This is a genomic window from Streptomyces sp. NPDC102274 (assembly GCF_044766385.1).
In the GTDB taxonomy this organism is placed as follows: domain Bacteria; phylum Actinomycetota; class Actinomycetes; order Streptomycetales; family Streptomycetaceae; genus Streptomyces.
Genome location: NZ_JBIWLW010000004.1, coordinates 321,269 through 344,917, shown reverse-complemented (window position 1 = coordinate 344,917; position 23,649 = coordinate 321,269). Strand labels below are relative to the sequence as shown.

The window sequence follows — 23,649 nt, the reverse complement described above, 5'->3', positions numbered from 1 at the left end:
GTATCGCCTTCCATTCCCGGAGCGCTCACCACCAGCAAGAACTGGCGATCCGGGCGCCTGCCCCAGGGCGCGGAAAGCATGCGTGCCGGGTGACCGGAAGTGTTACGGGTCACCCGGCCGGGGCGTGTCCGCCCGATCACTCGTCGTCGGGCTCGTTCTGTACGGTCAGCCCGGCCACCCACAGAGGCATCAGCCAGTGCGGAACCAGGACCCCGACCAGTACGGGAGTGACCAGCGCCTCCATCCGTACGTCCCCGAGCCAGCCGAGGAAACCGATGCCGACGGCGGCGGCCAGCAGCAGGAGCGTGGTCATCCGGTGGGCGCGCGCGAGGACGCGGTCACGCTCCCTGAGCTGCCGCTCGTCCAGCGCACGGCCGCGCAGCTCCAGCAGTCCGCGCGTGGCGCCATTGATCACGCCTGTCGCGACACACCACGGCAGCAGCACCCCGAAGACGACGAAGACGGGCCACACCCGCCCGGCGAAGACCAGGACGATCCAGCCCGAGACACCGACGGCGGTCAGGGCGATATGCGCGCAGACGACGGCGCGCCTGCGAGCGACCGTCGCGTAGAGCGGCCGCGCCTCGCGTCTGTTCATCAGCGCGTACATCCGCCGGTCGTGCTTCGTCAGTCCTGTGGTCATCGCCGCTTCCTCCCGTAGACCTCGTCCGTGAGCGGGCTGAAGGGTTCGAGGGAGAACAACGCCTCCACGGGGAGGCCGAAGAACTCCGCGATCCTCAACGCCAGGTCGAGGCTGGGGTTGTACTGGCCCCGTTCGATATAGCCGACGGTCTGGTAATGGGCCCCGACCGCCTCGGCCAACTGCTGCCGGGACACCTTCCGTTCGGCCCTGACGACCGCCAGCCTATTGTGAACCTGCTCGCTCATGTATAAGAAATACTACATTCGGGTGGAGGTGCGCAATAGCTCGCGCGGGTGCGCTGCGACTTCCGGCGGCTCCCCGCGGCTCCCCGCACAACGAAAACGCCCCCGGTGAGAACCGGGGGCGTTCGGGGAAATGGTGAGTGGGGTCAGATCAGACCGAGCTCGCGCACCGCGTCGCGCTCCTCGGCCAGCTCCCGCACCGAGGCGTCGATCCGGGTCCGCGAGAAGTCGTTGATCTCCAGGCCCTGGACGATCTCGTACACACCGTTCTTGGTGGTGACGGGGAAGGAGGAAATGAGCCCCTCCGCGACACCGTAGGAACCGTCCGACGGGATACCCATGGAGGTCCAGTCGCCCTCGGCCGTGCCGTTGACCCAGGTGTGGATGTGGTCGATGGCGGCGTTGGCGGCGGAGGCGGCCGAGGAGGCGCCACGGGCCTCGATGATCGCCGCGCCGCGCTTGGCGACGGTCGGGATGAACGTGTCGGCCAGCCACGCCTCGTCGTTGACGGTCTCCGCGGCGTTCTTGCCGGCGATCTCCGCGTGGAAGATGTCCGGGTACTGCGTGGCGGAGTGGTTGCCCCAGATCGTCAGCCGCTTGATGTCGGAGACGGCGGCGCCGGTCTTCGCGGCGAGCTGCGAGATGGCGCGGTTGTGGTCGAGGCGGGTCATCGCGGTGAAACGCTCGGCCGGTACATCGGGCGCGGCGGCGCGCGCGATCAGCGCGTTGGTGTTGGCCGGGTTGCCGACGACGAGGACCTTGATGTCGTCCGCGGCGTGGTCGTTGATGGCCTTGCCCTGCGGCTTGAAGATGCCGCCGTTGGCGGCGAGCAGGTCGCCGCGCTCCATGCCCTTGGTACGGGGGCGGGCGCCGACCAGCAGCGCGACATTGGCGCCGTCGAAGGCGACGTTCGGGTCGTCCGTGATCTCGATGCCGCTGAGCAGCGGGAACGCGCAGTCGTCCAGCTCCATCGCGGTGCCCTCGGCGGCCTTGATGCCCTGCGGGATCTCAAGGAGACGCAGCTTGACCGGCACATCCGAGCCGAGCAGATGACCGGAGGCGATGCGGAAGAGCAGCGCGTAGCCGATCTGGCCGGCCGCGCCGGTGACGGTGACATTCACGGGAGTGCGGGTCATGGCGATCTCCGTAAGACAGCTGGCGGTGGGGGTCCCTGCCCCTGGTGCGGGACATCTCCCCATCGCTGAACTGAATCTTGACGTGAAGAGATATCCGGCGGTCAGGCTATCCGACCCGGGAGACCTCGGTCCCACGCACCCTTGTGGCACGGCTCACGACAGGGGCCGGGACGGCGTGGCGTGGCGCTCGTCGACACCCTGCCGGTCACCGTACCGGCGTGCAGCCCGTCTCGCCCGAGGCGAGTGTCGCGCATGCCTTGGCGCCCGCGGAGTCCGGTGCGGCGACCATCGCGGTGTAGGCGTTCGTGGCCGTCTCGACCTCGCCGGTCTGGCCGCTCGTCTCCCCGCCCGCGGTGATCCGTACCTCGTCGCCCACGACCGCCCGGGTGATCCGGGCCCAGGCCGCCGAGCAGGCCTTGCTGTAGCGGACCTCGATCAGGGCCGTTCCGACGGTCGCGCTGGAGACGGTCTCGACGAACTCGCCGCCGCAGCCCATCTCTTCGGGGTCCTTGCCGGTGCAGGCGTCGCCGCCGCACTTCACCCCGGCCGGCAGTACGGGGGCGCTGCTGGACGGCGAGGGCGACGGGGGCTCGGCGACGGTCCGCTCACCGCTGTCACCGCCCATATCGGTCAGCAGCACCGCGGCGGCTATCACCAGCGCCGCGCCCACGACACCCGCGACGAAGATCGTTATCTTGCGCCGGCCGCGCTTCCCGCCCGCCGACGGCGGCCCGGCGGGAGACGGGCCGGCGGGAGACGGGCCGGCGGGAGACGGGCCGGCGGGAGACGGGCCGGCGGGAGACGGGCCGCCCGGCCGCGGCGGACCGCCGGGACCCCGCTGCTGCGGTACGGAGGGCGCCCCGGGCCCGCGTATGACACCGAGCTCGACGGTCGCGCCGGCCGGCCGGCCCCCGGGGCCACCGGATCCCCCAGGGCCCCCGGGGCCACCGGATCCCCCAGGGCCACCGGGGCCACCGGGGCCACCGACCGAGTTCTGGCCGAACTCCCCGAGCGCCGAACGCGCCTGGGAGATCCGTATCGCTTCCATCGTCATGTCGTGGCGCATCTCGGACCGGCTCCAGGCGCGCTCCGCCAGCTCCCACATCGTGGTCAGATGTCCCTGATGCGTGCCCGTCACCTCGGCCAGCGCGACGATCGCGCCCTTGGGCGCGAGCAGCCGCCCGTTCAGATAGCGCTCCCACGACGTCTTGCTGTAGCCGGTCCTGTCGGACACGGCGGCGATGCTCAGACCACTGCGGTCGACGAGCCCGCGCAGCTGGCTCGTGAACTCGCTGACCTCCGGATCGAGCCCTTCCGGTAGCGCCTTCCAACGAGGCATTCTGTGCCTCCCCCTTGTCCCCCCGCACGTGGTGGTTGTGCCCCGCGCTGTCCCCCCGGCCACCCGCTGCCCTCCCCCGCAGTCGGCGGCGCCCTCCCCCGGTCACTCGCCGCCGCGGGCCACCCGTCTCGGGCTACCCACAGGAATGCACCGGGCAAGGATGTCAGTTCCTCGATCGACAGCGCACAGGAGCATTCGGGACAGTCCTCACGCCCCGTCGCGCGCCCCCGTACCGAACTTCGCACAGTCTCGCATCCGTTGCCCGCCGATCACACCTTGGCGGAATGGTCACTTCCGCGCCACAGGCACCGGGCGAGCCTTGAATGATCTTGGCCGGTCCATGACGCTTATCTCATTCCTACAGACCGACGGCGCCCGTTCTCCCTCGGGGGAGGGGACGGGCGCCGTCACCTTTCCTTTCAGGGGTTTCCTCAGGGGTTTCCCACATCGCTCCGCTTCCCGTACGGCGGCCGACGCGCAAGCGGACAGTTGGTGTTCACGACGCCGGCGCCCCGGGCACTCGGCCCAAACACTCCTGTTCGCCGCCGCCCTCGGGCAGGAGACAGGCCCGCGCCTCGGACGGATCGTCGGCAGGCACCATGGGCGTCACGAGATAGCGGCCGGTGTCCCGCCGGGCGACCGCCGCGATCCGCTGCTCCCGCCGGCCGGGTACGGTCAGCACGACCCGGTCCCCCACCCGCAGCCCGGTCGCCCGCACCCACACCGTGCGGCACGTTTCGCCGTACCGCAGTTGCAGCCGTTGGCCGCCCGTCGCGGTGAGCGAGCCGAGAGTGGTCATCGCGCCCTCGACGCCGCACTCCATGGGAGCCGGATCCTCGCCTTCGCACGCCAGGCCGGTACAGCTGGGCCGCGGCGGGCCGGCCTGGCTCCACACCGCGTCCTGGTCGGCGTCCCGCCGCGCTCCGTCGTCGCCCGACAGCAATGTCCCGAGCACCGTCGCCACGGTGACGACGGCCACCCCGGCCGTCGCGGCGAGCACAACGGTCAGGCGTCTGCCGCGCGGCGCCTCTCCTGGGGGCAGTGGCGTCTTCGGCATCGCCGGCGCCGCTGATCCCGCTTGTCCTGCCTGTGCGGGTACGGGCGGGACCGGCGGGGAGGACCCTCGTACAGCCCCGGCCCCGGCCCCTGCCCCGGCCCCGGCCCCTGCCCCGGCCCCGCCTCCGGGCCCGGTGTCCGCCGCCGCCCGGCCGCTCCACGCGGCGTCCGCCAGCTCCCAGAGCGCGAGCAGCCGCGCCGAGGGCTCGCCCGCCAGCGCGCACAGGGCCACCACCGCCTGTCGCGGCGGCGGCTTCGTACCGTTGAGATAGCGCTGCCAGGACGACTTGCTGTACGGCGTACGCCCGGCGAGCGCGACCAGGCTCAGCCCCGTACGGGCCCGGAGCGCGCTCAACTCGCCCGCGAGCCGGTCGCACTCCGCCGCCCGCTTCTCCGCCGCGTTCTCCAGGGCGCCGCTCACCGGCGCAGCTCCGCCCAGGTGTCGGGCCCCACGATGCCGTCGCTGACCAGCTTCCGCACCTTCTGGAACTCCTCCACGGCGGACTTCACACCCGGGCCGTAGAGCCCGTCGATCTCGCCCGGATCGAAGCCGTGGCGCTTCAACTGGCACTGCACCTCGACCACATCGGGTCCACTGCCGTTGATGCCGACCAGCGCTTCGACGGTGGTGCTGTGCCCGGCGTAGGCCGCGCCGTCCTTACGTCCGCTGTCGTCGCATTCGTACGTGCGGCCGGGACCGTACGTCACCGGCTTCGTACCCTCGTCGCCTCCGCTCCCGTCGCTTCCGGCCACCAGCAGCCCCGCCGTGAAGGCGATGGCCGCGGCCGCGATCGCACCGGCGAGCGCGTACCGTAACGGCACCAGCCGCCGATCGGACGGACCCGCCCCGGGCTCCGGGGCCCCGGACATGGGCGTCCCGAGCGGCTCGTTCTCACCCGCGCTCACCGCACCCGCCCCGGCACCCGCACCCACCGCATTCGTCCCGGCGGCGGGCTCGGGCGGTTGCCGCTCGGCCACTTCGTGCAGGACGAGCAGCTTCGTCGGATCCGCCCCGCAGACCCTGGCCAGTTCCTCGACGGCCTTCCGGGGCACCGGTTGCTTTCCATTGAGATAGCGCTCCCAGGAGGAGCGGCTGTATCCCGTCTTCGCCGCGAGCGCGGCAAGGCCCAGGCCGGAGTGATCCTTCAACCGTCGCAACTGAACGATGAGTTGTCGGTCCTTCTCGGGCAGTCCTGACGGGAGCGATTTCCAACGCGGCATGTCCACCTCATGCGTGATCGGGCTCCTTCGGGTTCCACGTCCCCTTCCTCCCCGCGAACGGCGGGCTCGCAACCCCCGGTTCCATGGGCGATGCGGAGCCGTCGCCATCCAGCCAGGCCGCTTCGCCGCGACAACCGGCCCACGGCGTCCCACAACATCCCATGGGAGACGGCGTCCCTACAGGTCAGGGTCGCGCGCGTCCCACAGATGCCCGGTTCGGCGGGCTTGCCTGGCGGCGGTACGAGGTGACGCGGAAGAGTCTGTGGTGCACACCGGGCGGCGCGGTCCACCCCGCGCCGCCCTCTGGTAACAAACGGGGAAATATCGACGTCCGCTTCCTCAAGGCACGGAACGAGCACCGCACACGGACGGCGGTCCGTCCTCCTCGGGGGAGAGGACGGGCCGCCGTCACAGGCGTGGCACGCGCTACGGAACGGTCGAGTGGACGACGTCCTCCAAGAACGGGATCTCCAGCCACGGCTTGGGCTGCGTCATCAGGCTGAGCAGCACGATCGCGAGACCCAGCAGGCCGTACGTGAGCATGTCGGTGAAGCGTGACCGTACGGCCAGCATTCCCACGGAGGGCAGGACGCGACGCAGGACGGCGCCGCCGACGAGGGCCACGCCGATCAGGATGGTGCCTACCCGGAACGCCTCCGCGAAGGGGTGCGCACCGACGATCAGCAGACCGAGACCGATCGTCCCGAGGACGCTGAGCAGGGGCCACTGCCGGGCGGGCGCCGGGGCGTCCGGGGGCGCGGCCCGGCCGCCGCCCTCGGGCCGTGCGGTGTCGCGGGTGAGCGAGAACCGCCGGCCGCGCTGCTCCGAGGTGCCGGTCCCGTCCGGAGTGCCCGGCGCGTCAGCCGTACCCGGCGCGTCAGCCGCGTGAGCCCTGTCCGGGGCATCGACCGTGTCGGCCGTGTCCGAGGCGCCGGCCGTGTCCGAGGCGCCGGTCACGTCCTGGGCAGCGGTCCCGTCCTGGGCAGTCACGTCCGGGGCCGAGGGGTCCGTACCCGTCGTACGCTCCGCAGCCCTCGTGCCCTTCGTCACGGCGTCGGCGCCAAGAGCACCCGCCGCCGCCACCGGCCCGGGTTCCACGACCGCCTGCCCGTCGGCCTCCGGCGCCTGCCGTGTCCCGCGCCGCGACCGGGCCGCGTCGCCCGCGCTCGTACCAGCACCCATCAGTGACGCCCCTTTCCGTTCGGCTCGCGTTCAGCCCGCGTCCGCGGCGGCGCGTTCGGCCGCCTCGACCACATTGACGAGCAGTTGGGCTCGCGTCATCGGACCGACGCCGCCCGGGTTCGGCGAGATCCAGCCCGCCACCTCCGCGACGTCCGGGTGGACATCGCCGACGATCTTGCCGTCACCGTCCCGGCTGACCCCGACGTCGAGGACGGCCGCGCCCGGCTTCACGTCCTCGGGCTTGATGATGTGCGGCACCCCGGCGGCGGCCACGATGATGTCGGCCTGCTTGAGGTGCGCCGACAGATCGCGGGTGCCGGTGTGGCACTGCGTGACCGTCGCGTTCTCGGACTTACGGGTCAGCAGCAGCGGGATCGAGCGGCCGACGGTGATCCCGCGGCCCACGACCACGACATGCGCGCCCTTGATCTCGACGCCGTGGTGGCGCAGCAGCTGGATGATGCCGTACGGGGTGCAGGGCAGCGGACCCGTCTCGTTGAGCACCAGCCGGCCGAGGCTCATGGGGTGCAGCCCGTCGGCGTCCTTGGCCGGATCCATCAGCTCCAGCACCCGGTTGGTGTCGATGCCCTTGGGCAGTGGCAGCTGCACGATGTAGCCGGTGCACTCGGGGTTGGCGTTCAGCTCCGCGACCACGGCCTCGATCTCCGCCTGGGAGGCGGTGTCGGGCAGTTCGCGCTGGATCGAGGCGATACCGACCTGGGCGCAGTCGCGGTGCTTACCGTTCACGTACCACCGGCTGCCGGGGTCGTCACCGACCAGCAGCGTGCCGAGGCCGGGCGTGACACCCCTCGCCTTGAGGGCCGCCACGCGGGAGGTCAGATCGGTCTTGATCACGGCTGCGGTGGCCTTGCCATCGAGAATCTGGGCGCTCATACCCCCATCCTCGCGGATGACCCCTCCCCGGTTCCAATTCGCTGCCCGTCCTGAGACGACCTGGGGGTTCGCCCGTCCCGTCGCGGGCGCCGCGCGAGGTTGCGCTTGCACAACGCCCGCCCATGGCGACTGGACAAAAGTAAGAGGTAGATAACACGATTACGGGCGCAGTACGCGGCCGTCGACGGGGGGCAGACCGCTCACCTCTGAGAAGTTCCTCCTCCACGTGGGTCGCACCGTCCCCGCATTACCCAACGGAGGAACCCCGCCATGAGCTTCGGCGACCCCAACAACCCGTATGGCCAGCCGGCCCAGCCCGGACCCGGCCAGCCCCAGGGCCAGCCGGGCTACGGCTACCCGCAGGGCCAGCCGCAGCAGCCCGGCTACGGCTACCCGCAGGCGCCGCCGGTCCAGCCGTACGGCGGCGGTGGCTTCCCGGGCGGGCCCGGCGGCCAGCTGGAAATGCCGGGCGGGGTGAAGGCCGCGCGCGTCATGCTGTGGGTCCTCTTCGGGCTCAGCCTGATCGGCACGTTCATCTTCGGCCTGGCCGCCGCGGCCGTCTCCGCCGCGAAGAACGACGAACAGCTCCAGGACGACGTCCAGTTCCAGCAGCTGGCCGACTACTCGGGCAGCCTGCTCTGGGGCATGACCGTCATCGCCCTGCTGACCGCCGTGATCTCGATCTTCCTCGCCGTGAAGTTCGCCAAGGGCGGCAGCGGTGTCCGCGTCATGGCCATCGTGTTCGGCGTGGTCGTCGCGATCCTCGGCATCTACCCGTTCGTCGGGTTCGGCCTGATCTACACGGTCATGGCCATCCTGATCGCCGTCTTCGCCGGGAAGTCCGACGGTGCCGCGTGGTTCAACCGCCCGCGCTACTGACGCCACGCCAGTGCGTCTCTTAGCTCGCCGCACCGAGCAGCGCGTCGAGCAGCGCAATGAGCAGGCATGAAGGCCGTAATACCCGTCCCCCAGCGGGTTTTTACGGCCTTCCTGCGTTTCTGCCGTCCTGCTGTCCGCCGGCCGCTGAAGGGCTCAGTGGAAGAAGTGGCGCGTCCCCGTGAAGTACATCGTCGCGCCCGCCTTCCGCGCCGCCTCGACGACCAGCTCGTCGCGGACCGAACCGCCCGGCTGCACCACCGCCTTGACGCCCGCGTTCAGCAGGATCTCCAGCCCGTCGGGGAACGGGAAGAACGCGTCGGACGCGGCGTACGAACCACGCGCCCGCTCCTCGCCCGCCCGCTCCACCGCGAGCTTCGCGGAGTCGACGCGGTTGACCTGGCCCATACCGACCCCCACCGACGCCCCGCCCTTGGCGAGCAGGATCGCGTTGGACTTGACCGCGCGGGACGCCCTCCAGGCGAAGGCCAGTTCGCGCAGCTCGGCCTCGGAGAGCGCCTCGCCGGTCGCGAGGGTCCAGTTCGCCGGGTCGTCGCCGTCGGCCTGGAGCCGGTCGGTGACCTGGAGCAGCGCGCCACCGTCGATCGGCTTGACCTCCACGGACGCGGACGGGGCCTCGGGACAGCGCAGCACACGGATGTTCTTCTTGCGTGCCAGCACCTCGACCGCGCCGTCCTCGTAACCGGGCGCCACGATGACCTCGGTGAAGATCTCGGCGACCTGCTCGGCCAGCGCCACGGAGACCGGACGGTTGACGGCGATCACCCCGCCGAACGCGGACAGCGGGTCACAGGCGTGCGCCTTGCGGTGCGCGTCGGCGACATCGTCACCGATCGCGATGCCGCACGGATTGGCGTGCTTGATGATCGCGACACAGGGCGCGGCGTGGTCGTACGCGGCACGGCGCGCGGCGTCCGTGTCCGTGTAGTTGTTGTACGACATCTCCTTGCCGTGCAGCTGCTCGGCCTCGGCGAGGCCGCCCTCGGCGCTGGTGTAGAGCGCGGCGGGCTGGTGCGGGTTCTCGCCGTACCGGAGCACGTTCTTCCGCGTGTACGTGGCGCCCAGGAACTCCGGGAGCCCCAAGTCGTCGGGTGCGGCGCCGTCTTCATCAGCGGCTCCGCCGCGGGCATCCGCGAACCAGGACGCCACGGCCACGTCGTACGCGGCCGTGTGCTGGAACGCCTCCCCCGCGAGCCGCTTGCGCGTCGTCAGGTCGAACCCGCCGTCCCGTACGGCACCGAGGACATCCCCGTACCGCCCCGGGCTGGTGACGACCGCGACCGAGGGGTGGTTCTTGGCGGCTGCGCGGACCATCGAGGGGCCGCCGATGTCGATCTGCTCCACGCACTCGTCGGGGGTGGCGCCGGAGGCGACCGTCTCGCGGAACGGGTAGAGGTTCACCACGACCAGGTCGAACGGCTCGATGCCCAGCTCGGCGAGCTGCTCGCGGTGCGAGTCGAGCCGCAGGTCGGCGAGGATGCCGGCGTGGACGCGCGGGTGCAGCGTCTTGACCCGGCCGTCCAGGCACTCGGGGAAGCCGGTCAGCTCCTCGACCTTGGTGACCGGTACCCCGGCGGCGGCGATCTTCGCGGCGGTGGAGCCGGTCGACACCAGGGTGACGCCGGCCTCGTGCAGCCCGCGGGCCAGCTCTTCCAGGCCCGTCTTGTCGTAGACGCTGACCAGCGCCCTGCGAATGGGGCGCTTCGTACCTTCGGCGGTCACTGGATCGTTACCTTTCGTCCCTCAATGCGATAGCCGTGCCGGGCCAGACGCCCCACGACCTCGACGAGCAGGCGTCGCTCGACTTCCTTGATGCGCTCATGGAGAGCGTCTTCATCGTCCTCGTCCCGTACCTCGACCACGCCCTGCGCGATGATCGGGCCGGTGTCGACACCGTCGTCGACGAAGTGGACTGTGCAGCCGGTGACCTTCGCTCCGTAGGCGAGCGCCTCGCGCACACCATGGGCACCGGGAAAGCTGGGGAGCAGCGCGGGATGGGTGTTGACGAACCGCCCGCCGAAGCGCGCGAGGAACTCCTTCCCCACGATCTTCATGAAGCCGGCCGAGATCACCAGATCCGGTTCGTACGCCGCGGTCGCCTCCGCGAGCGCCGCGTCCCAGTCGTCACGGCTCGGGTAGTCCTTCACCCGGCACACGAACGTGGGAAGCCCGGCGCGCTCGGCGCGCTCCAGACCCGCGATGGAGCCGCGGTCCGCGCCGACGGCCGCGATCCGCGCGCCGAAGGCCACCGGGTCGTCGCCGATCGCGTCGAGCAGGGCCTGCAGATTCGTACCGGATCCGGAGACCAGGACCACGAGCCGGGCCGGGCGGGCGGAGGAGGACGGGGAGGCCACGGCGGGCGCCTTTCTGGAGCGAGCACAGCCTGTGTGAGCGGCTGCTTGAATCGTCGTACGGTTTTGTGTGGTCGTACAAACGAATCACGTCCCCCGATACGGGGAACTCTACGAAGAAGCCGACCGTCAGCAACGATACCGGCACACCGAGCGGCCCCCACGGGACGGGGGCTTGGCCGGGAGGTAGCGTCTGGGGACAGGGTTCGTCTCCAGGCGGGCCATACGAGACAAGACCCCCGCGACTGGGTCTGAGGGGAAGACGTTCACCTGATGCCGGACCGACGCCGCCGCACGGCACTCCACCTCCCGCCGCCCTCTGGGCCGGTGCTGCTGCCGCGGGAACGCCAGTCCTCCTCCACCGGACCTTCTGAGACCTCCGGGCACTCCGGACAGTCCGGGACGGACGCCCCCGGGACCTCGGGGACCCCCGGGGCCTCAGGGACGCGGGAGCCGGAGTCCTCGGGCGCCGACTCGTCGGGCTCATCGGGCTCGTCCTCGTCGGGCTCCGCCGAGGACAATCCGTTCGCGCCGCCGCCCGCGGGCAGGCCCGACCAGCCCTGGCAGCCCCGCCGTCCCGAGCACGGCGGTGACTCGTCGAACGACGGCTCCGGCCCGGGGCGGGGTGGCTGGGGCAGGCAATGGAGCAGCCGTCAGCCCGGCCGCTCCCAGGGCGGCTTCGGCAGCCGTCCGGGGAGCCAGAACGGACAGAACGGCCAGGGCTCCGGCAAGGACGGGCCCGAAGGAGGCCGCAGCGGACTGCGCTGGGACCCGACGGACCCGGCCCAGCGCCGTGCCCGCTACGCCCTGCTCTCCGGGATGTGGGCCTTCTTCTTCGCGCTCTTCGACTTCCCGGAGATCGCGCTGCTGCTCGGGGCGCTGGCGCTGTACTGGGGCATCAGCTCGCTGCGCAACAAGTCCAGGGGGCCGTCGCCGGACGCCGACGGCACGGCGGTCGGTGACTCGTCCCCGGCAGCGGTGCGGTCCGGCGGTACCGCGACGGGACAGCCGGCACAGCCGGCACAGTTCGGCGGGCCCGCTCAGCCCGGAGCGCCCGTCCCGGCGTCGAGCAGGCCGCAGACCTCCGCGGCGGTGAGCGGGCTGGTGACGGCCGTCATCGCGCTGGCGATCGTGGCCACGACCTTCACCGTGCAGTTGGTCTACCGCGACTACTACTCGTGCGTGAACGACGCCCTGACGACGACGGGTCAGCTCTCCTGCAACGACCTGCTGCCCGATTCGCTGGTGCCGGTCTTCGGCGTCAAGGAGTAACCACCCCCGGATCCTCGTCCGCGTCGGAGCCGCCTTTCCTGAGCGAGGGCGGCTCCGGTGTGAGCGGACCTTTGGCGCGCCGCTCTACGGGCAGCGACGGCGTGGACGGGAAATCGGCCATCAAGCCACCCGACGCCTCCTTGAACGCCGCCCATCGCGTCTCTCGCGCACCGCGCTCGTGCCATGACTTGGCCGGCAGGAAGTCATACGGCTCGAAGGCGGGGTCGAGCGCTTCCGGCCCCCCGGCTCCCGCACCACCCGTACCACTCGTACGGCCCACACCCCCCGCACCGGCGCTCGCCCCCACCCCCGCCCTCGCGTCCGGCCCGGCCTCCGCCACACCCAGCGTGTCCGGGATCTGCCGGCCGCCGGTCGCCTTACCCCCCTCGGACGCGGCGGGCGGTCCCGGCGTCGCGGCGCCCCCACCACGCCGCCGTCCCTCAGGTCTCCGCCAGGGCGCCCGCCACCACGCCTTTTCCGGAACACCGGACTCCGCCCTTCCGGCCCTCGCCCCGGTCCCGATCGCGGCCCCCGCCCCGCTAGCAGCCCCGCTAGCCGCCCCGGCAGCGGTCCGCTCCCCAGCAGCGGTCCGCTCCCCCTTCCCGGTCAGGGGGAGCGGTTCGGCCGCCGGTACGTCCTTCGGGCGCCGCTCCCGGAGCCGCCAGAACCGCAGCAGCAGCGCTGTCGGTACGCCGAGCACCACGGTCCACGCCAGCGCCGCGGCGCCCGTCAGCCACCACACGGGGCCGAAGGCCGCCAGTCTGCCGTTCCCCAGCGGCCCGCCCGCGAGCCCCGCCAGGACGGCCGTCAGCCCCGCGCACACGACGCCCCCGAGCGCCGCAGTGAGCGCCGTCCCCCGCGCGCTCCACGCCTCCTCCCGCAGGGCGTAGGGGGGCGCGGCCACCCGTACCGTGAACCAGGCGACCGCCAGCCCCGCGACGGCCGCGACCCCGGCCGCGGCCCAGTTCAGCGGCGTGCCGGGACCGTCCGGCACGGCGGCGAGCAGCGGGAAGGACGGCAGCGCGGGGGTCCCGACGACCCCGAGCGGAGTGGCCGTCGCTGTCGTACCGACCGCGAAGCCGGGCCCCAGGCCGTACGCGGCGCCCCAGACCGCCGCGTTCGGCACCAGCGCCAGCCCCAGCAGCAGCACGGCGACCCGCCCCGACCAGTCCTCCGCGAGCCGGAAGAATGAGGTGTGTGCCGGATCTCCGTGCCATACCAGCGAGGCCCCGACCAGCAGCGCCCCGCCGCCCACCAGCAGCAGGCAGGCCGCCGCGCCCGAGCGCCCCGCGACGACGACCCCCCGGCGCCCGGCCGGCGCCCAGACCGTACGGGCCAGCAGTCTCCGTACCGCCCCGGGCAGCCGCTGTGGCAGCGGGAGGCGCGGGGATCCGTGCGCCGTCCATGCCCCGGCCGCCGCCGAGAGCACTGTCAGCACGGGCAGCGTGAGCACCGCGCGCAGCGGATGCGCGGTGAGCGAGCCGCCCCCCGTGTAGAGCACGGCAGCGGCGCCGACCAGCAGATATCCCGCCGACACAGTGCATACGGCGCCGAGTCCCGTGAGCTGGGGCCGTCCCTCGTCGGGTTCGAGGGCGTCGCGCGCGGCGCGGTATGCCAGCCAGGCCGGCAGACCCATTAGGAGCAGCGGTACGACTCCGATGGGCGCGGGGGTCCCGGAGAGGGTGTCCGGCCGGACGAGCTCGACGCCATGGCCCAGCAGCCAGAGCCCGGCCGCGATACGCAGAGCACCGCCCGCACCGCTGTCCGGGAACGGTGAGGTGATCCACATCGCCATCACCAGCATGGCCATCGCGCAGAGCCCGAGGCACGCGGCGATGACTCCACGGAGAACGGCGGAGGTGAGCGCCGCGGCCCTACCACGCTCAAGGGCCCCGGCCGAGGACAACGGCGCACTGTGTTCGGTCAATTGGGTCACGACGTCATGCTGCCCACGACATCCACCTAATTCGCGCAACAGGCGAATAGTCGCCGTGTCGCCCAATAATACTTTTATGTGCTTTTTTGCCGAGAACCGTGCTGCGGGGAGTCCCAGATGACGCAGAAGGCCACGCAGAGCACCGCACGAGGCGCCAGGGCCGGCGCCCCGTCGCTGCCCGCCCCCGAGGAGCGGCGCAGACTGCGCGAGTTCAGGCCCATGACCGAGAAACAGGCCGCCGCCGCGGTGGGTGTCACGCGGTCGACGCTCAGATCCTGGGAGACCGGGCGTACGGCTCCGCGCGGGCGCAAGGGGGAGCTGTACGTGAAGCTGCTGGCCGGGATCGCGGCGGAGCTCCGCGAGAAGGCGGCGCAGGAGGAACGGGCCAGGAGGGAGGCGGCGAGGGCGGCCGCCCAGCGGTCCGCGGCGCGGAACCGAAGCGCGTCCGCGTCCAGGAGACCCACGGGTACGGCGAGGGCCTGGGGTAATGCGAGGACAGCGGCGGCACCCACCGCCGGCGCCGCACCTCCACCCGCGCCCACCACCGCCGGACGTGGCCGTGCGAAGGCGAGCGGGGTGCCCGCGAGCGCGGCGACAGCGAACACGCCCGCGACGAACCGGGTCGGAAAGGGCACGACCGGAGCAAATGCGACGGGAGCGAACAGGACCGGAGCAAACACGACCGGAGCAAACACGACCGGAGCAAACAGGACCGGAGCAAACAGGACCGGAGCGAACACGACGGGAGCGAACACGACCGGAACGGGTGAGCCCGCCGCTGATGTGCGCAACGTCGACTGGCCCGACCCGCCCGCCGTCGGGACCGAGCCCCGCACACCCGACGAGGCCTTCGACGCCCTGTACGCGTTCACCGCGCCCTCCCTCGTGCGCCAGGCGTATCTGCTCACCGGGCGGCGGGTCATCTCCCAGAAGTCCGTCGAGCGCGCCTTCCATCTCGCGTGGGCGCGCTGGCCCGAGGTCGCGGTCGACCGGGACCCGGCGGGCTGGCTACGGGCCGCCGCCTACGAGTACGCGATGTCGCCCTGGCACCAGCTGCGCAGCCGGCGAGAGCGCCCCGATCCGGTCGCCCGCGAACAGGAAGGGCCCGAAGGGCGGGCGCTGCGCGAGACGTTGCTGAGTCTTCCCGTGTCGTACCGCCGTACGCTGCTGCTCTACGACGGGCTCGGCCTCGATCTGCCGGAGACGGCGGCCGAGACCGAGGCGAGCACTCCGGCCACCGCCAACCGGCTGCTGCACGCGCGCGAGGCGGTCGCCGCGCAGCTGCCCGAGCTGACCGACACGCAACTGCTTCAGCAGCGGCTCGGCGCGCTCATCCGGACGGTGACACCACCCCCGATCGCGGCGGCGCCCGCCATAAGGTCCGGCTGCGAGCGGCGGGCCCGGTTCTGGACGCGGGCGGCCATCGCCTTCACCGTGCTGATCGTCGGGGCGACGGGGTTCACCCTGGCCACCGCTCCGACGCAGTACCAGCCGCCGCTGTCGCCGGGCGAGCGGGTCGGCGGCGTTCCGGGTACCGGCGGTCCGCCGAGGCTGAGCAAGCAGGACATGATGCTGCGCGACAAGCTCCGCCGGGCACCGGCGACCGGCCCCCACCGGCTCGTACCGCAACCGCTCTGACCGGCCGGTCGGACACGCGCGTGGGCCCGCACCCGGGAGAGGGTGCGGGCCCACGCGCGTGGTGCCGTACGGGACTGCGGGAGGCGGAGGCTCAGCCGGCGAGGATGGCGCGGGCGAGCCCGGCCGTCTCGGTCGGCGTCTTGCCGACCTTCACGCCCGCGGCCTCCAGGGCCTCCTTCTTCGCCTGGGCGGTGCCGGAGGAGCCGGAGACGATGGCGCCGGCGTGGCCCATGGTCTTGCCCTCGGGCGCGGTGAAGCCCGCGACGTAGCCGACGACCGGCTTGGAGACGTTCTTGGCGATGAAGTCCGCCGCGCGCTCCTCGGCGTCGCCGCCGATCTCGCCGATCATCACGATCAGGTCGGTCTCGGGGTCGGCCTCGAACGCGGCGAGCGCGTCGATGTGCGTCGTACCGATGACCGGGTCGCCACCGATGCCGACGGCCGAGGAGAAGCCGATGTCACGGAGCTCGTACATCATCTGGTAAGTCAGCGTGCCGGACTTGGACACGAGACCGATCCGGCCGGGCTTGGTGATGTCGCCCGGGATGATGCCCGCGTTGGACTGGCCGGGGGTGATCAGGCCGGGGCAGTTCGGACCGATGATCCGGGTCTTGTTGCCCTTGCTGCCCGCGTAGGCCCAGAAGGCGGCGGAGTCGTGCACCGCGATGCCCTCGGTGATCACGACGGCCAGACCGATCTCGGCGTCGATCGCCTCGACGACGGCGGCCTTGGCGAAGGCCGGCGGCACGAAGACGACGGACACGTCGGCGCCGGTCTTCTCGATGGCCTCGGCGACGGAGCCGAAGACCGGTACGGAGGTGCCGTCGAAGTCGACGGACGTGCCGGCCTTGCGCGGGTTCACACCGCCGACGATGTTGGTGCCGTCTGCGAGCATGAGCTTGGTGTGCTTCATGCCGGTGGCGCCGGTCATCCCCTGGACGATGACCTTGCTTTCCTTGGTCAGGAAAATAGCCATGGTGTTGGAGTCCCTGTCCCTTACTTCGCAGCCGCGAGCTCGGCGGCCTTGTCGGCCGCGCCGTCCATGGTGTCCACGCGCTGCACGAGCGGGTGGTTGGCGTCGGACAGGATCTTGCGACCCAGCTCCGCGTTGTTGCCGTCCAGACGCACGACCAGCGGCTTCGTGACGTCCTCACCCTTGGTCTTGAGCAGCTCAAGAGCCTGGACGATGCCGTTGGCGACCTCGTCGCACGCGGTGATGCCACCGAAGACATTGACGAACACGGACTTGACGTCCGGGTCGCCGAGGATGATCTCCAGGCCGTTCGCCATGACCTCGGCGGAGGCGCCGCCGCCGATGTCGAGGAAGTTGGCGGGCTTCACGCCGTTGTGCGCCTCACCGGCGTACGCGACGACGTCGAGGGTCGACATGACCAGACCCGCGCCGTTGCCGATGATGCCGACCTCACCGTCGAGCTTGACGTAGTTGAGGTTCTTGGCCTTGGCCGCGGCCTCCAGCGGGTTGGCGGCCGCCTTGTCCTCCAGCGCCTCGTGCTCGGGCTGGCGGAAGTCGGCGTTCTCGTCGAGCGAGACCTTGCCGTCGAGCGCGATGATCTTGCCGTCACCGGACTTGATCAGCGGGTTGACCTCGACGAGGAGGGCGTCTTCCTTGATGAAGACGGTCCACAGCTGCTGCAGGACGTCGGCGACCTGGTCGGCGATCTCGGCCGGGAACTTCGCGGCGGCGACGATCTCGGCGGCCTTCGCGGGCGTGCAGCCCTCGTTGGCGTCGACCGGGATCTTGGCGAGCGCGTCCGGGTTCTCCTCCGCGACGACCTCGATCTCCACGCCGCCCTCGACGGAGGCCATGGCGAGGAAGGTGCGGTTGGTGCGGTCCAGCAGGAAGGAGACGTAGTACTCCTCCGCGATGTCCGCGGTCTGGGCCAGCATCACCTTGTGGACCGTGTGGCCCTTGATGTCCATGCCCAGGATCTGACCGGCCTTCTCGACGGCGTCCGCCGGGTCGGCGGCCAGCTTCACGCCACCCGCCTTGCCGCGCCCGCCGACCTTGACCTGCGCCTTGACGACAGCCTTGCCGCCCAGCCGCTCGGCCACCTCGCGAGCCGCGTCAGGCGTCGTGATGACTTCACCGGCCAGCACCGGTACACCGTGCTTGGCGAAGAGGTCCCTCGCCTGATACTCGAACAGGTCCACGCGTGTCCGTCCCTTTGTTTTTGAAACCGCAGCCTGGTGATCGCGGGTTCGTTGTCTGCGTGGGCGTGCCGCGAAGGGCAACGTGACTGCGCTGTCACAGAGGGTGGCGTACCCGCTGTCCGGTACGCGGCATGTCCGTCTCGCAGGCTATCCCCGTGGGCGGTAGGTCCCTAAATCGAGGATCACAGATGAGCGGTGATACCTGTCACAGAGCGGTGATACCTGTCACACCCGGCGCGAAAGCCCCCCGTGTCACCGGGAGATCGCCCTGTTCGGCAGTTCCTTGTCCGGTATGGGAAGGGGGCGTTTCTCGATCGCCGCCGCCATCACCTCGGGGAAGAGATCGGGGGTGCAGGCGAAGGCCGGCGCACCGAGCGCGGCGAGGGCCGCCGCGTGCTCGCGGTCGTACGCGGGCGCTCCCTCGTCGGACAGCGCGAGCAGCGTGACGAACTGCACGCCCGACGCCTTCATCGCCGCGACCCGCTTCAGCATCCCGTCCCGTATCCCGCCCTCGTAGAGGTCGCTGATCAGTACGACCACGGTGTCGGCGGGCCGGGTGATCCGCGACTGGCAGTAGCTGAGCGCGCGGTTGATGTCGGTGCCCCCGCCGAGCTGGGTGCCGAACAGGACGTCGACGGGGTCGTCGAGCTGGTCGGTGAGATCGACGACGGCGGTGTCGAAGACGACGAGCCGGGTCGCGAGGGAGCGCATGGAGGCGAGGACCGCGCCGAAGACGGAGGCGTAGACGACGGAGGCCGCCATCGAACCGGACTGGTCGATGCAGAGGATGACCTCCTTCCTCACCGACTGCGCGGCGCGGCCGTAGCCGATGAGCCGCTCCGGGACCACCGTGCCGCGCTCCGGGAGGTAGTTCTTGAGATTCGCGCGGATCGTACGGTCCCAGTCGATGTCCCGGTGGCGCGGCCGGCTGAGGCGCGCGGACCGGTCGAGCGCGCCGGTCAGGGTCGCGCGGGTGCGGGTGGCGAGCCGCTTCTCGATGTCCGCGACCACCTTGCGCACGACGGCGCGCGCCGTTTCCCTGGTCGTCTCGGGCATCGCCTTGTTGAGCGACAGCAGTGTGCCGACGAGATGGACGTCGGCCTCGACGGCCTCCAGCATCTCCGGTTCCAGGAGCAGCGCGGCCAGCCCGAGCCGGTCGATCGCGTCGCGCTGCATGACCTGGACGACGGAGCTGGGGAAGTACGTACGGATGTCCCCGAGCCAGCGGGCGACGGAGGGCGCGGAGGCGCCGAGCCCGGCCGAGCGGTTGGTGCCGCCGGCGTTGCCCTTCTCCTTGCCCGTGCCGTAGAGGGCGGACAGCGCGCCGTCCATCGCCGCGTCCCTGCCGGCGAGAACGCATCCCGTCCCGTCGGCGCTCTCCCCGCCGAGCACCATCCGCCAGCGGCGCAGCCGCTCGTCGGCGGCGCGGTCCGTCCCGCCGATGCCGACGCCCTCGGTGCCTGCGCCGTCAGTGCCGATGCCGCCGCTCATCCCGCCACCTCCAGAAGATCGTCGCTGTGGTCGGCGCCGCCGATGCCCTCGGCTCCCAGCAACAGACGGAGCACCGGCAGTACGGCGTCCGCGCGCGCCTCGTCGAGCCCGGGGCCGAAGCCGGGCGCGGCGGCCTCCGGTGCCACCGGGCCAACGCTCGCGGGCCCGCGCCTGATCAGCTCGCCCAGCGTGCGCCGTACGCCCGGCTCGTACGCGGAGAACGTGCGGCGCAGCAGCGGCAGCACATCCGTGAATGCCTCGGCCGACACGCCGGTCAGCCAGGCGTCCACAAGGCCGAGGAGGCGTTCGTCGTGGACCAGGAGCATGCCTCCCGCGCTGCTCGCCGCCCGGTGGCGCCCCGCCCCGGACGCTCCGCCGACGAAGCCCTCGATCCAGGCGGCGGCGTCGGTCGGCGGGGTGCCGGGCGACAGCGCGAGGCCCATGAACCGCGCCGCCTCGTCCTCTTCGAGCCGTCCGTCGTCCAGCAGCAGCCGGGCGGACCGGCCCCTGATCACCCCGGGGACGGTGTCCCGTTCCGCGAGCATGTGCAGGACGGCCCCCCAGCGCCCGGCCAGATCCCGGCCGTCGCCGTCCGGGAGGAGACCGATCGCGGTATGGACGCTGTCGAGATACCCGCGCATCTCGGCCGCTCCGTCCGCGTCGAGCCCGGCGCAGGCGGGCGGCAGCCCGACGCAGATCCGCTCGGCGAGCCCCGCCGCCACTTCGCCGAGCGCTCCGGTGTCGGTGGAGCGCACGTCGCCGTACCGCAGCGAGCGGGCCAGCGCGGGCAGCGCCTGGGCGAGCCTGCCGACATCGGCGTCGAGCGCGGCGCGGTCGGCGAGGGCCCGCATCACCAAGGGCAGCGCGTCGGGAAGCGCGGCCAGCAGACAGCGCTCGGCCAGCGCCGTGACCTCCGCGAGCGCGGTCGCCGAGAGGGCCTCCGACTCGGCCTTGGCGGTGGCGGCGGAGAGCACGGTCGTGCCCCACACGCCGGCCTCCGCGACCCGTACGTACAGCTCGGGCTCCCAGCGCAGCCGCCAGCTCTCCCGGAACGTGCCGGTGCTCACCCGCGCGATGAGCGGTTCGCCCCAGTCGATGCCGAGCAGCCGCAGCCGGTGCAGGAGCCTGCCGCGCTCGGCGTCCAACTCCTTGCGGAGGTCCAGGTCGAGCTCGCGCTCCAGCGCCTCCGGCTTGAGCCGCAGTGTGCGCTGGAGCGCGGTGAGATCGCGCTGGAGCGGCACGGCGGGGGCCGTGTCGGGGACCTCACCGAGCACCTCGCCCACGATGAGCCGGTCGTGGATGAGGTCGAGCGGCACATCCGATCCCTCGCACATCACCGCCCGGACCGCGTCGGTGGTCTCGGTCAGACCGGCGAGCGGACGCCCGCGCATGGCGGCCAGCGTCTCGGCGAGCCGTACCGCCTCGATGACATGAGCGGGGGAGACGGTCCTGTCCTCCTCCCGGAGCAGGCGGGCGACCTTGGTGAGCCAGCGCTCCACGGGGCGGTCCGGCACGCCGAAGAGATGTCCGTACCAGCCGGGCGAGTCGATGCCCGCGCCGTAACCGCTGTGCCGGGCGAGCCTGCGGTGGGTCCAGGGCACCCACGTGATCCCGGTCCTGACCTTGGGCAGCCCCTTCAGCAGCGCGCGGTCCGCGGCGACGGTGGTCTTCCGGCCGAGCGCGGGCACATGCCAGGCGCCGCAGACCACGGCGACGCCGTCGTCCCCGAACTCCTTGCGCGCGGTCCTGAGCTGGAGCCGCATATGGGCCTCGCGGACGAGATCGCGCCGGGGTCCGCCGTCGCCGTACTCCTCGCGCAGCGCGCCCATCGCCCCGGCGACCGCCACGAACGGCGCGAAGGGGTCGTCCGCGCGGCCGGGGCCGCGGTGCTCGATGACGTCCTCCCACCACCGCTCGGGGTCGTCGTACCCGGCTGCCTCGGCGAGGACGGCGAGCGGATCGATCCGCACGCTCTCGTCGCGCCGGGATCCGTCGCGGGATCCGTCGTCCTCGGACTCGTCGTCCCGGGATCCGTCGTCCGCGTCCCGGGATTCGTCGTCCGCCGCCGCGAGCGCCAGCGAGTGCGCCGCGGGCAGGTCGATGAACCGCGCCGGTACGTCGTGCGCCAGCGCCCAGCGGATCGCGACCCACTCCGGCGAGAACTCGGCCAGCGGCCAGAAAGCCGCGCGCCCCGGATCGTCCACCGCGTGCGCCAGGAGCGCGACGGGCGGGCGCATCGCCTCGTCGGCGGCGAGCGCCAGCAGCGCGTCCCCCTCGGGCGGGCCTTCGACGAGGACGATCCGGGGCGCCGCCGCGTCAAGGGCCGCCCGTACCGCGCGCGCGGACCCCGGTCCGTGATGCCGGATCCCGAGCAGCAGCGGTCCGCCCGCGCCGGATCCGCCCCCAACCGCCGCGCCCGCGCCCGGCGCGCGCGTCGTGGTCACGCGCTCACCTCGCGGCAGGCGCGGTAGAAGTCCTTCCAGCCGTCGCGCTCGCGGACCACCGTCTCGACGTACTCCTGCCAGATCACCCGGTCCGCCGCCGGGTCGCGGACGACCGCGCCGAGGATGCCGGCCGCGACATCGCCCGGCCGCAGCACGCCGTCCCCGAAGTGGGCGGCGAGCGCGAGGCCGTTGGTGACCACGGAGATCGCCTCGGCCGTGGAGAGCGTCCCCGAGGGGGACTTGAGTTTCGTACGGCCGTCGGTCGTGACGCCGTCGCGCAGTTCACGGAAGACCGTGACGACCCGGCGGATCTCGTCGATGCCCTCGGGCCCGGTCGGCAGATCGAGCGAACGCCCCATCTGGCCGACGCGCCGGGAGACGATGTCGACCTCGGCCTCCGGGGTGGCCGGCAGCGGCAGGACGACGGTGTTGAAGCGGCGGCGCAGCGCGCTGGAGAGGTCGTTGACCCCGCGGTCGCGGTCGTTGGCCGTGGCGATCAGATTGAACCCCCGGACAGCCTGCACCTCTTGGCCCAGCTCGGGGACCGGCAGCGTCTTCTCGGACAGGATCGTGATGAGCGAGTCCTGCACATCGGCGGAGATACGGGTCAGTTCCTCGACGCGCGCGGTCATGCCCTCCGACATGGCCCGCATCACGGGGCTGGGCACCAGTGCGTCGCGGCTGGGGCCGTGGGCGAGCAGCTGCGCGTAGTTCCAGCCGTAGCGGATCGCCTCCTCGGGCGTGCCGGCCGTGCCCTGCACGAGCAGGGTCGAGTCACCGCTGACGGCCGCCGCCAGATGCTCGGAGACCCAGGTCTTGGCGGTGCCCGGTACACCGAGGAGCAGCAGCGCCCGGTCGGTGGCGAGCGTCGTGACCGCGACTTCGACGATCCGCCGCGGCCCCACGTACTTCGGTGTGATCACCGTCCCGTCGGGGAGCGTGCCACCGAGCAGATACGTGGCCACGGCCCACGGCGACAGCCGCCACCTGGCGGGCCGCTGCCGGTCGTCGGCCGCGGCCAGCGCCTTCAGCTCGTCGGCGAACGCGTCCTCGGCGTGCGGGCGCAGCACCTCCTCGGTCCCAGCGGGCGTGGTGATTTCGGGCACGGTCATGGATCCCCCTCCAGATCGGTCGACCGGATGTGAGTTCCACGGTGCACCACGCCACTGACAATCGGCCGTCGTCCAATCGGCCGTCGTCACGGGCCTGGCAGGGCAGGGCGTCGCGGACGCGCCCGCGTACGAGGGGAGTTGCCCGGCGACCGTTGCCCGACGACTGTTACCCGGTGATCGTCACCCGGCGATCGGGGAAACCGCGATGCAGCCGCCCGCCGCGGCCTTGCCCGCGTCCGTCTCCTCCTTGATGACCTCGCCCTTGTAGATGATCTTGCACGTGACCTCGGCGCCGGACAGGTCCAGGGCGGTCGGCATGACGCCGGGCGGCATGATGCCGCGCAGCGTGACCGTCTTCGTCCAGGGCAGCGTGGGGTTCTCGACGGTCTCGATCTTGGGCTCCAGGGCCTCGCCGCCCCCGCCGTGGTAGTCGATCGTGTCGATGTTCTTGCCCGTGACCTCGTAGGTGACCTCGTAGGTCTCGTTGACGGCCTTGTCGACCTCGTCGGTCACGGCCTTGTCGACGCGGTCCGCGGCCTCGGAGCAGGCTCCGAGGCCCAGCGCGAGGCCGGTGACGGCGAGGGTGGTGAGGGCTGCGCGGACGGTGCGGTTCATGAGTGATC

The 23,649-nt window shown here is 72.0% G+C and carries 20 protein-coding genes and 1 pseudogene; 4 read left to right on the top strand and 17 right to left on the bottom strand.

The features are described from left to right. Positions 1–136 precede the first annotated feature (136 nt). The 8 genes from ACIRQP_RS08155 to ACIRQP_RS08120 all read right to left on the bottom strand — a co-directional run bounded on the left by ACIRQP_RS08155 (position 137) and on the right by ACIRQP_RS08120 (position 7,713). Complete coding sequence (locus ACIRQP_RS08155) at positions 137–643, bottom strand: hypothetical protein (RefSeq protein WP_403885155.1); 507 nt, start codon at positions 641–643, stop codon at positions 137–139. Next, entirely contained in the window at positions 640–888 is a 249-nt protein-coding gene (locus tag ACIRQP_RS08150) for a helix-turn-helix transcriptional regulator (RefSeq protein ID WP_382878685.1), read from the bottom strand. The genes ACIRQP_RS08155 and ACIRQP_RS08150 overlap by 4 nt, the downstream gene beginning before the upstream one ends. A 143-nt stretch (positions 889–1,031) precedes the next feature. Further along, positions 1,032–2,021 carry a malate dehydrogenase gene (locus ACIRQP_RS08145; protein ID WP_403885152.1) on the bottom strand — a complete coding sequence of 330 codons (990 nt, stop codon included), beginning with the start codon at positions 2,019–2,021 and terminating at the stop codon, positions 1,032–1,034. Positions 2,022–2,226: 205 nt separating this feature from the next. After that, entirely contained in the window at positions 2,227–3,360 is a 1,134-nt protein-coding gene (locus ACIRQP_RS08140) for a DUF2690 domain-containing protein (RefSeq protein WP_403885149.1), read from the bottom strand. A 496-nt stretch (positions 3,361–3,856) separates the two neighbouring features. Further along, on the bottom strand, positions 3,857–4,837 hold the full coding sequence (locus tag ACIRQP_RS08135) for a helix-turn-helix domain-containing protein (protein WP_403885146.1): 981 nt from the start codon (positions 4,835–4,837) through the stop codon (positions 3,857–3,859). After that, the gene (locus ACIRQP_RS08130) at positions 4,834–5,637 is read right to left on the bottom strand and encodes a peptidoglycan-binding protein (RefSeq protein WP_403885143.1); all 804 of its coding nucleotides are present in this window, start codon (positions 5,635–5,637) and stop codon (positions 4,834–4,836) included. Before ACIRQP_RS08130 ends, ACIRQP_RS08135 begins: the two co-directional genes overlap by 4 nt. Before the next feature lie 426 nt (positions 5,638–6,063). After that, positions 6,064–6,819, bottom strand: a complete 756-nt coding sequence (locus ACIRQP_RS08125) for a DUF3017 domain-containing protein (protein ID WP_403885140.1) — start codon at positions 6,817–6,819, stop codon at positions 6,064–6,066. 30 nt (positions 6,820–6,849) lie between these two features. Further along, a complete protein-coding gene (locus ACIRQP_RS08120) occupies positions 6,850–7,713 on the bottom strand; it encodes a bifunctional methylenetetrahydrofolate dehydrogenase/methenyltetrahydrofolate cyclohydrolase (RefSeq protein WP_403885137.1) in 864 nt (287 codons plus the stop codon). A 270-nt stretch (positions 7,714–7,983) separates the two neighbouring features. On the opposite strand from ACIRQP_RS08120, the gene ACIRQP_RS08115 reads away from it, so the two are divergent. Beyond that, positions 7,984–8,592 (top strand): hypothetical protein, encoded by a 609-nt coding sequence (locus ACIRQP_RS08115; protein WP_403885134.1) that lies wholly within the window; start codon positions 7,984–7,986, stop codon positions 8,590–8,592. 153 nt (positions 8,593–8,745) lie between these two features. Here ACIRQP_RS08115 and purH read toward each other — a convergent pair whose 3' ends face one another. After that, positions 8,746–10,332 (bottom strand): bifunctional phosphoribosylaminoimidazolecarboxamide formyltransferase/IMP cyclohydrolase, encoded by a 1,587-nt coding sequence (gene purH, locus ACIRQP_RS08110; RefSeq protein WP_403885131.1) that lies wholly within the window; start codon positions 10,330–10,332, stop codon positions 8,746–8,748. Next, the gene (gene purN / locus ACIRQP_RS08105; protein WP_403885128.1) at positions 10,329–10,964 is read right to left on the bottom strand and encodes a phosphoribosylglycinamide formyltransferase; all 636 of its coding nucleotides are present in this window, start codon (positions 10,962–10,964) and stop codon (positions 10,329–10,331) included. The genes purH and purN overlap by 4 nt, the downstream gene beginning before the upstream one ends. A 270-nt stretch (positions 10,965–11,234) precedes the next feature. Between purN and ACIRQP_RS08100 the strand changes: the two genes are divergently transcribed. Continuing rightward, positions 11,235–12,233, top strand: a complete 999-nt coding sequence (locus tag ACIRQP_RS08100; protein WP_403885126.1) for a hypothetical protein — start codon at positions 11,235–11,237, stop codon at positions 12,231–12,233. On the opposite strand, the gene ACIRQP_RS08095 is transcribed toward ACIRQP_RS08100, so the two are convergent. After that, the gene (locus tag ACIRQP_RS08095) at positions 12,223–14,169 is read right to left on the bottom strand and encodes a DUF6350 family protein (RefSeq protein WP_403885123.1); all 1,947 of its coding nucleotides are present in this window, start codon (positions 14,167–14,169) and stop codon (positions 12,223–12,225) included. The genes ACIRQP_RS08100 and ACIRQP_RS08095 overlap by 11 nt on opposite strands. A 117-nt stretch (positions 14,170–14,286) precedes the next feature. Here ACIRQP_RS08095 and ACIRQP_RS08090 point away from each other — a divergent pair. Together ACIRQP_RS08090 and ACIRQP_RS08085 are read left to right on the top strand one after the other, a co-directional pair. Then, positions 14,287–14,439, top strand: a pseudogene (locus ACIRQP_RS08090) (helix-turn-helix domain-containing protein); the annotation flags it as partial. Positions 14,440–14,952: 513 nt separating this feature from the next. Further along, positions 14,953–15,807: an RNA polymerase subunit sigma-70 gene (locus ACIRQP_RS08085; protein ID WP_403885409.1), complete on the top strand. Its 855-nt coding sequence runs from the start codon at positions 14,953–14,955 to the stop codon at positions 15,805–15,807. A gap of 91 nt (positions 15,808–15,898) precedes the next feature. Here ACIRQP_RS08085 and sucD read toward each other — a convergent pair whose 3' ends face one another. The 6 genes from sucD to ACIRQP_RS08055 all read right to left on the bottom strand — a co-directional run bounded on the left by sucD (position 15,899) and on the right by ACIRQP_RS08055 (position 23,641). Then, entirely contained in the window at positions 15,899–16,783 is an 885-nt protein-coding gene (gene sucD / locus ACIRQP_RS08080; RefSeq protein ID WP_403885121.1) for a succinate--CoA ligase subunit alpha, read from the bottom strand. Positions 16,784–16,803: 20 nt separating this feature from the next. Beyond that, complete coding sequence (sucC, locus tag ACIRQP_RS08075; protein WP_403885119.1) at positions 16,804–17,979, bottom strand: ADP-forming succinate--CoA ligase subunit beta; 1,176 nt, start codon at positions 17,977–17,979, stop codon at positions 16,804–16,806. Positions 17,980–18,231: 252 nt separating this feature from the next. Continuing rightward, positions 18,232–19,470: a VWA domain-containing protein gene (locus ACIRQP_RS08070; RefSeq protein WP_403885116.1), complete on the bottom strand. Its 1,239-nt coding sequence runs from the start codon at positions 19,468–19,470 to the stop codon at positions 18,232–18,234. After that, a complete protein-coding gene (locus tag ACIRQP_RS08065; protein ID WP_403885114.1) occupies positions 19,467–21,914 on the bottom strand; it encodes a DUF5682 family protein in 2,448 nt (815 codons plus the stop codon). The genes ACIRQP_RS08070 and ACIRQP_RS08065 overlap by 4 nt, the downstream gene beginning before the upstream one ends. Beyond that, positions 21,911–23,026, bottom strand: a complete 1,116-nt coding sequence (locus tag ACIRQP_RS08060; protein WP_403885111.1) for an AAA family ATPase — start codon at positions 23,024–23,026, stop codon at positions 21,911–21,913. The genes ACIRQP_RS08065 and ACIRQP_RS08060 overlap by 4 nt, the downstream gene beginning before the upstream one ends. A 180-nt stretch (positions 23,027–23,206) precedes the next feature. Continuing rightward, positions 23,207–23,641: an MmpS family transport accessory protein gene (locus tag ACIRQP_RS08055; RefSeq protein WP_403885108.1), complete on the bottom strand. Its 435-nt coding sequence runs from the start codon at positions 23,639–23,641 to the stop codon at positions 23,207–23,209. Positions 23,642–23,649 lie beyond the last annotated feature (8 nt).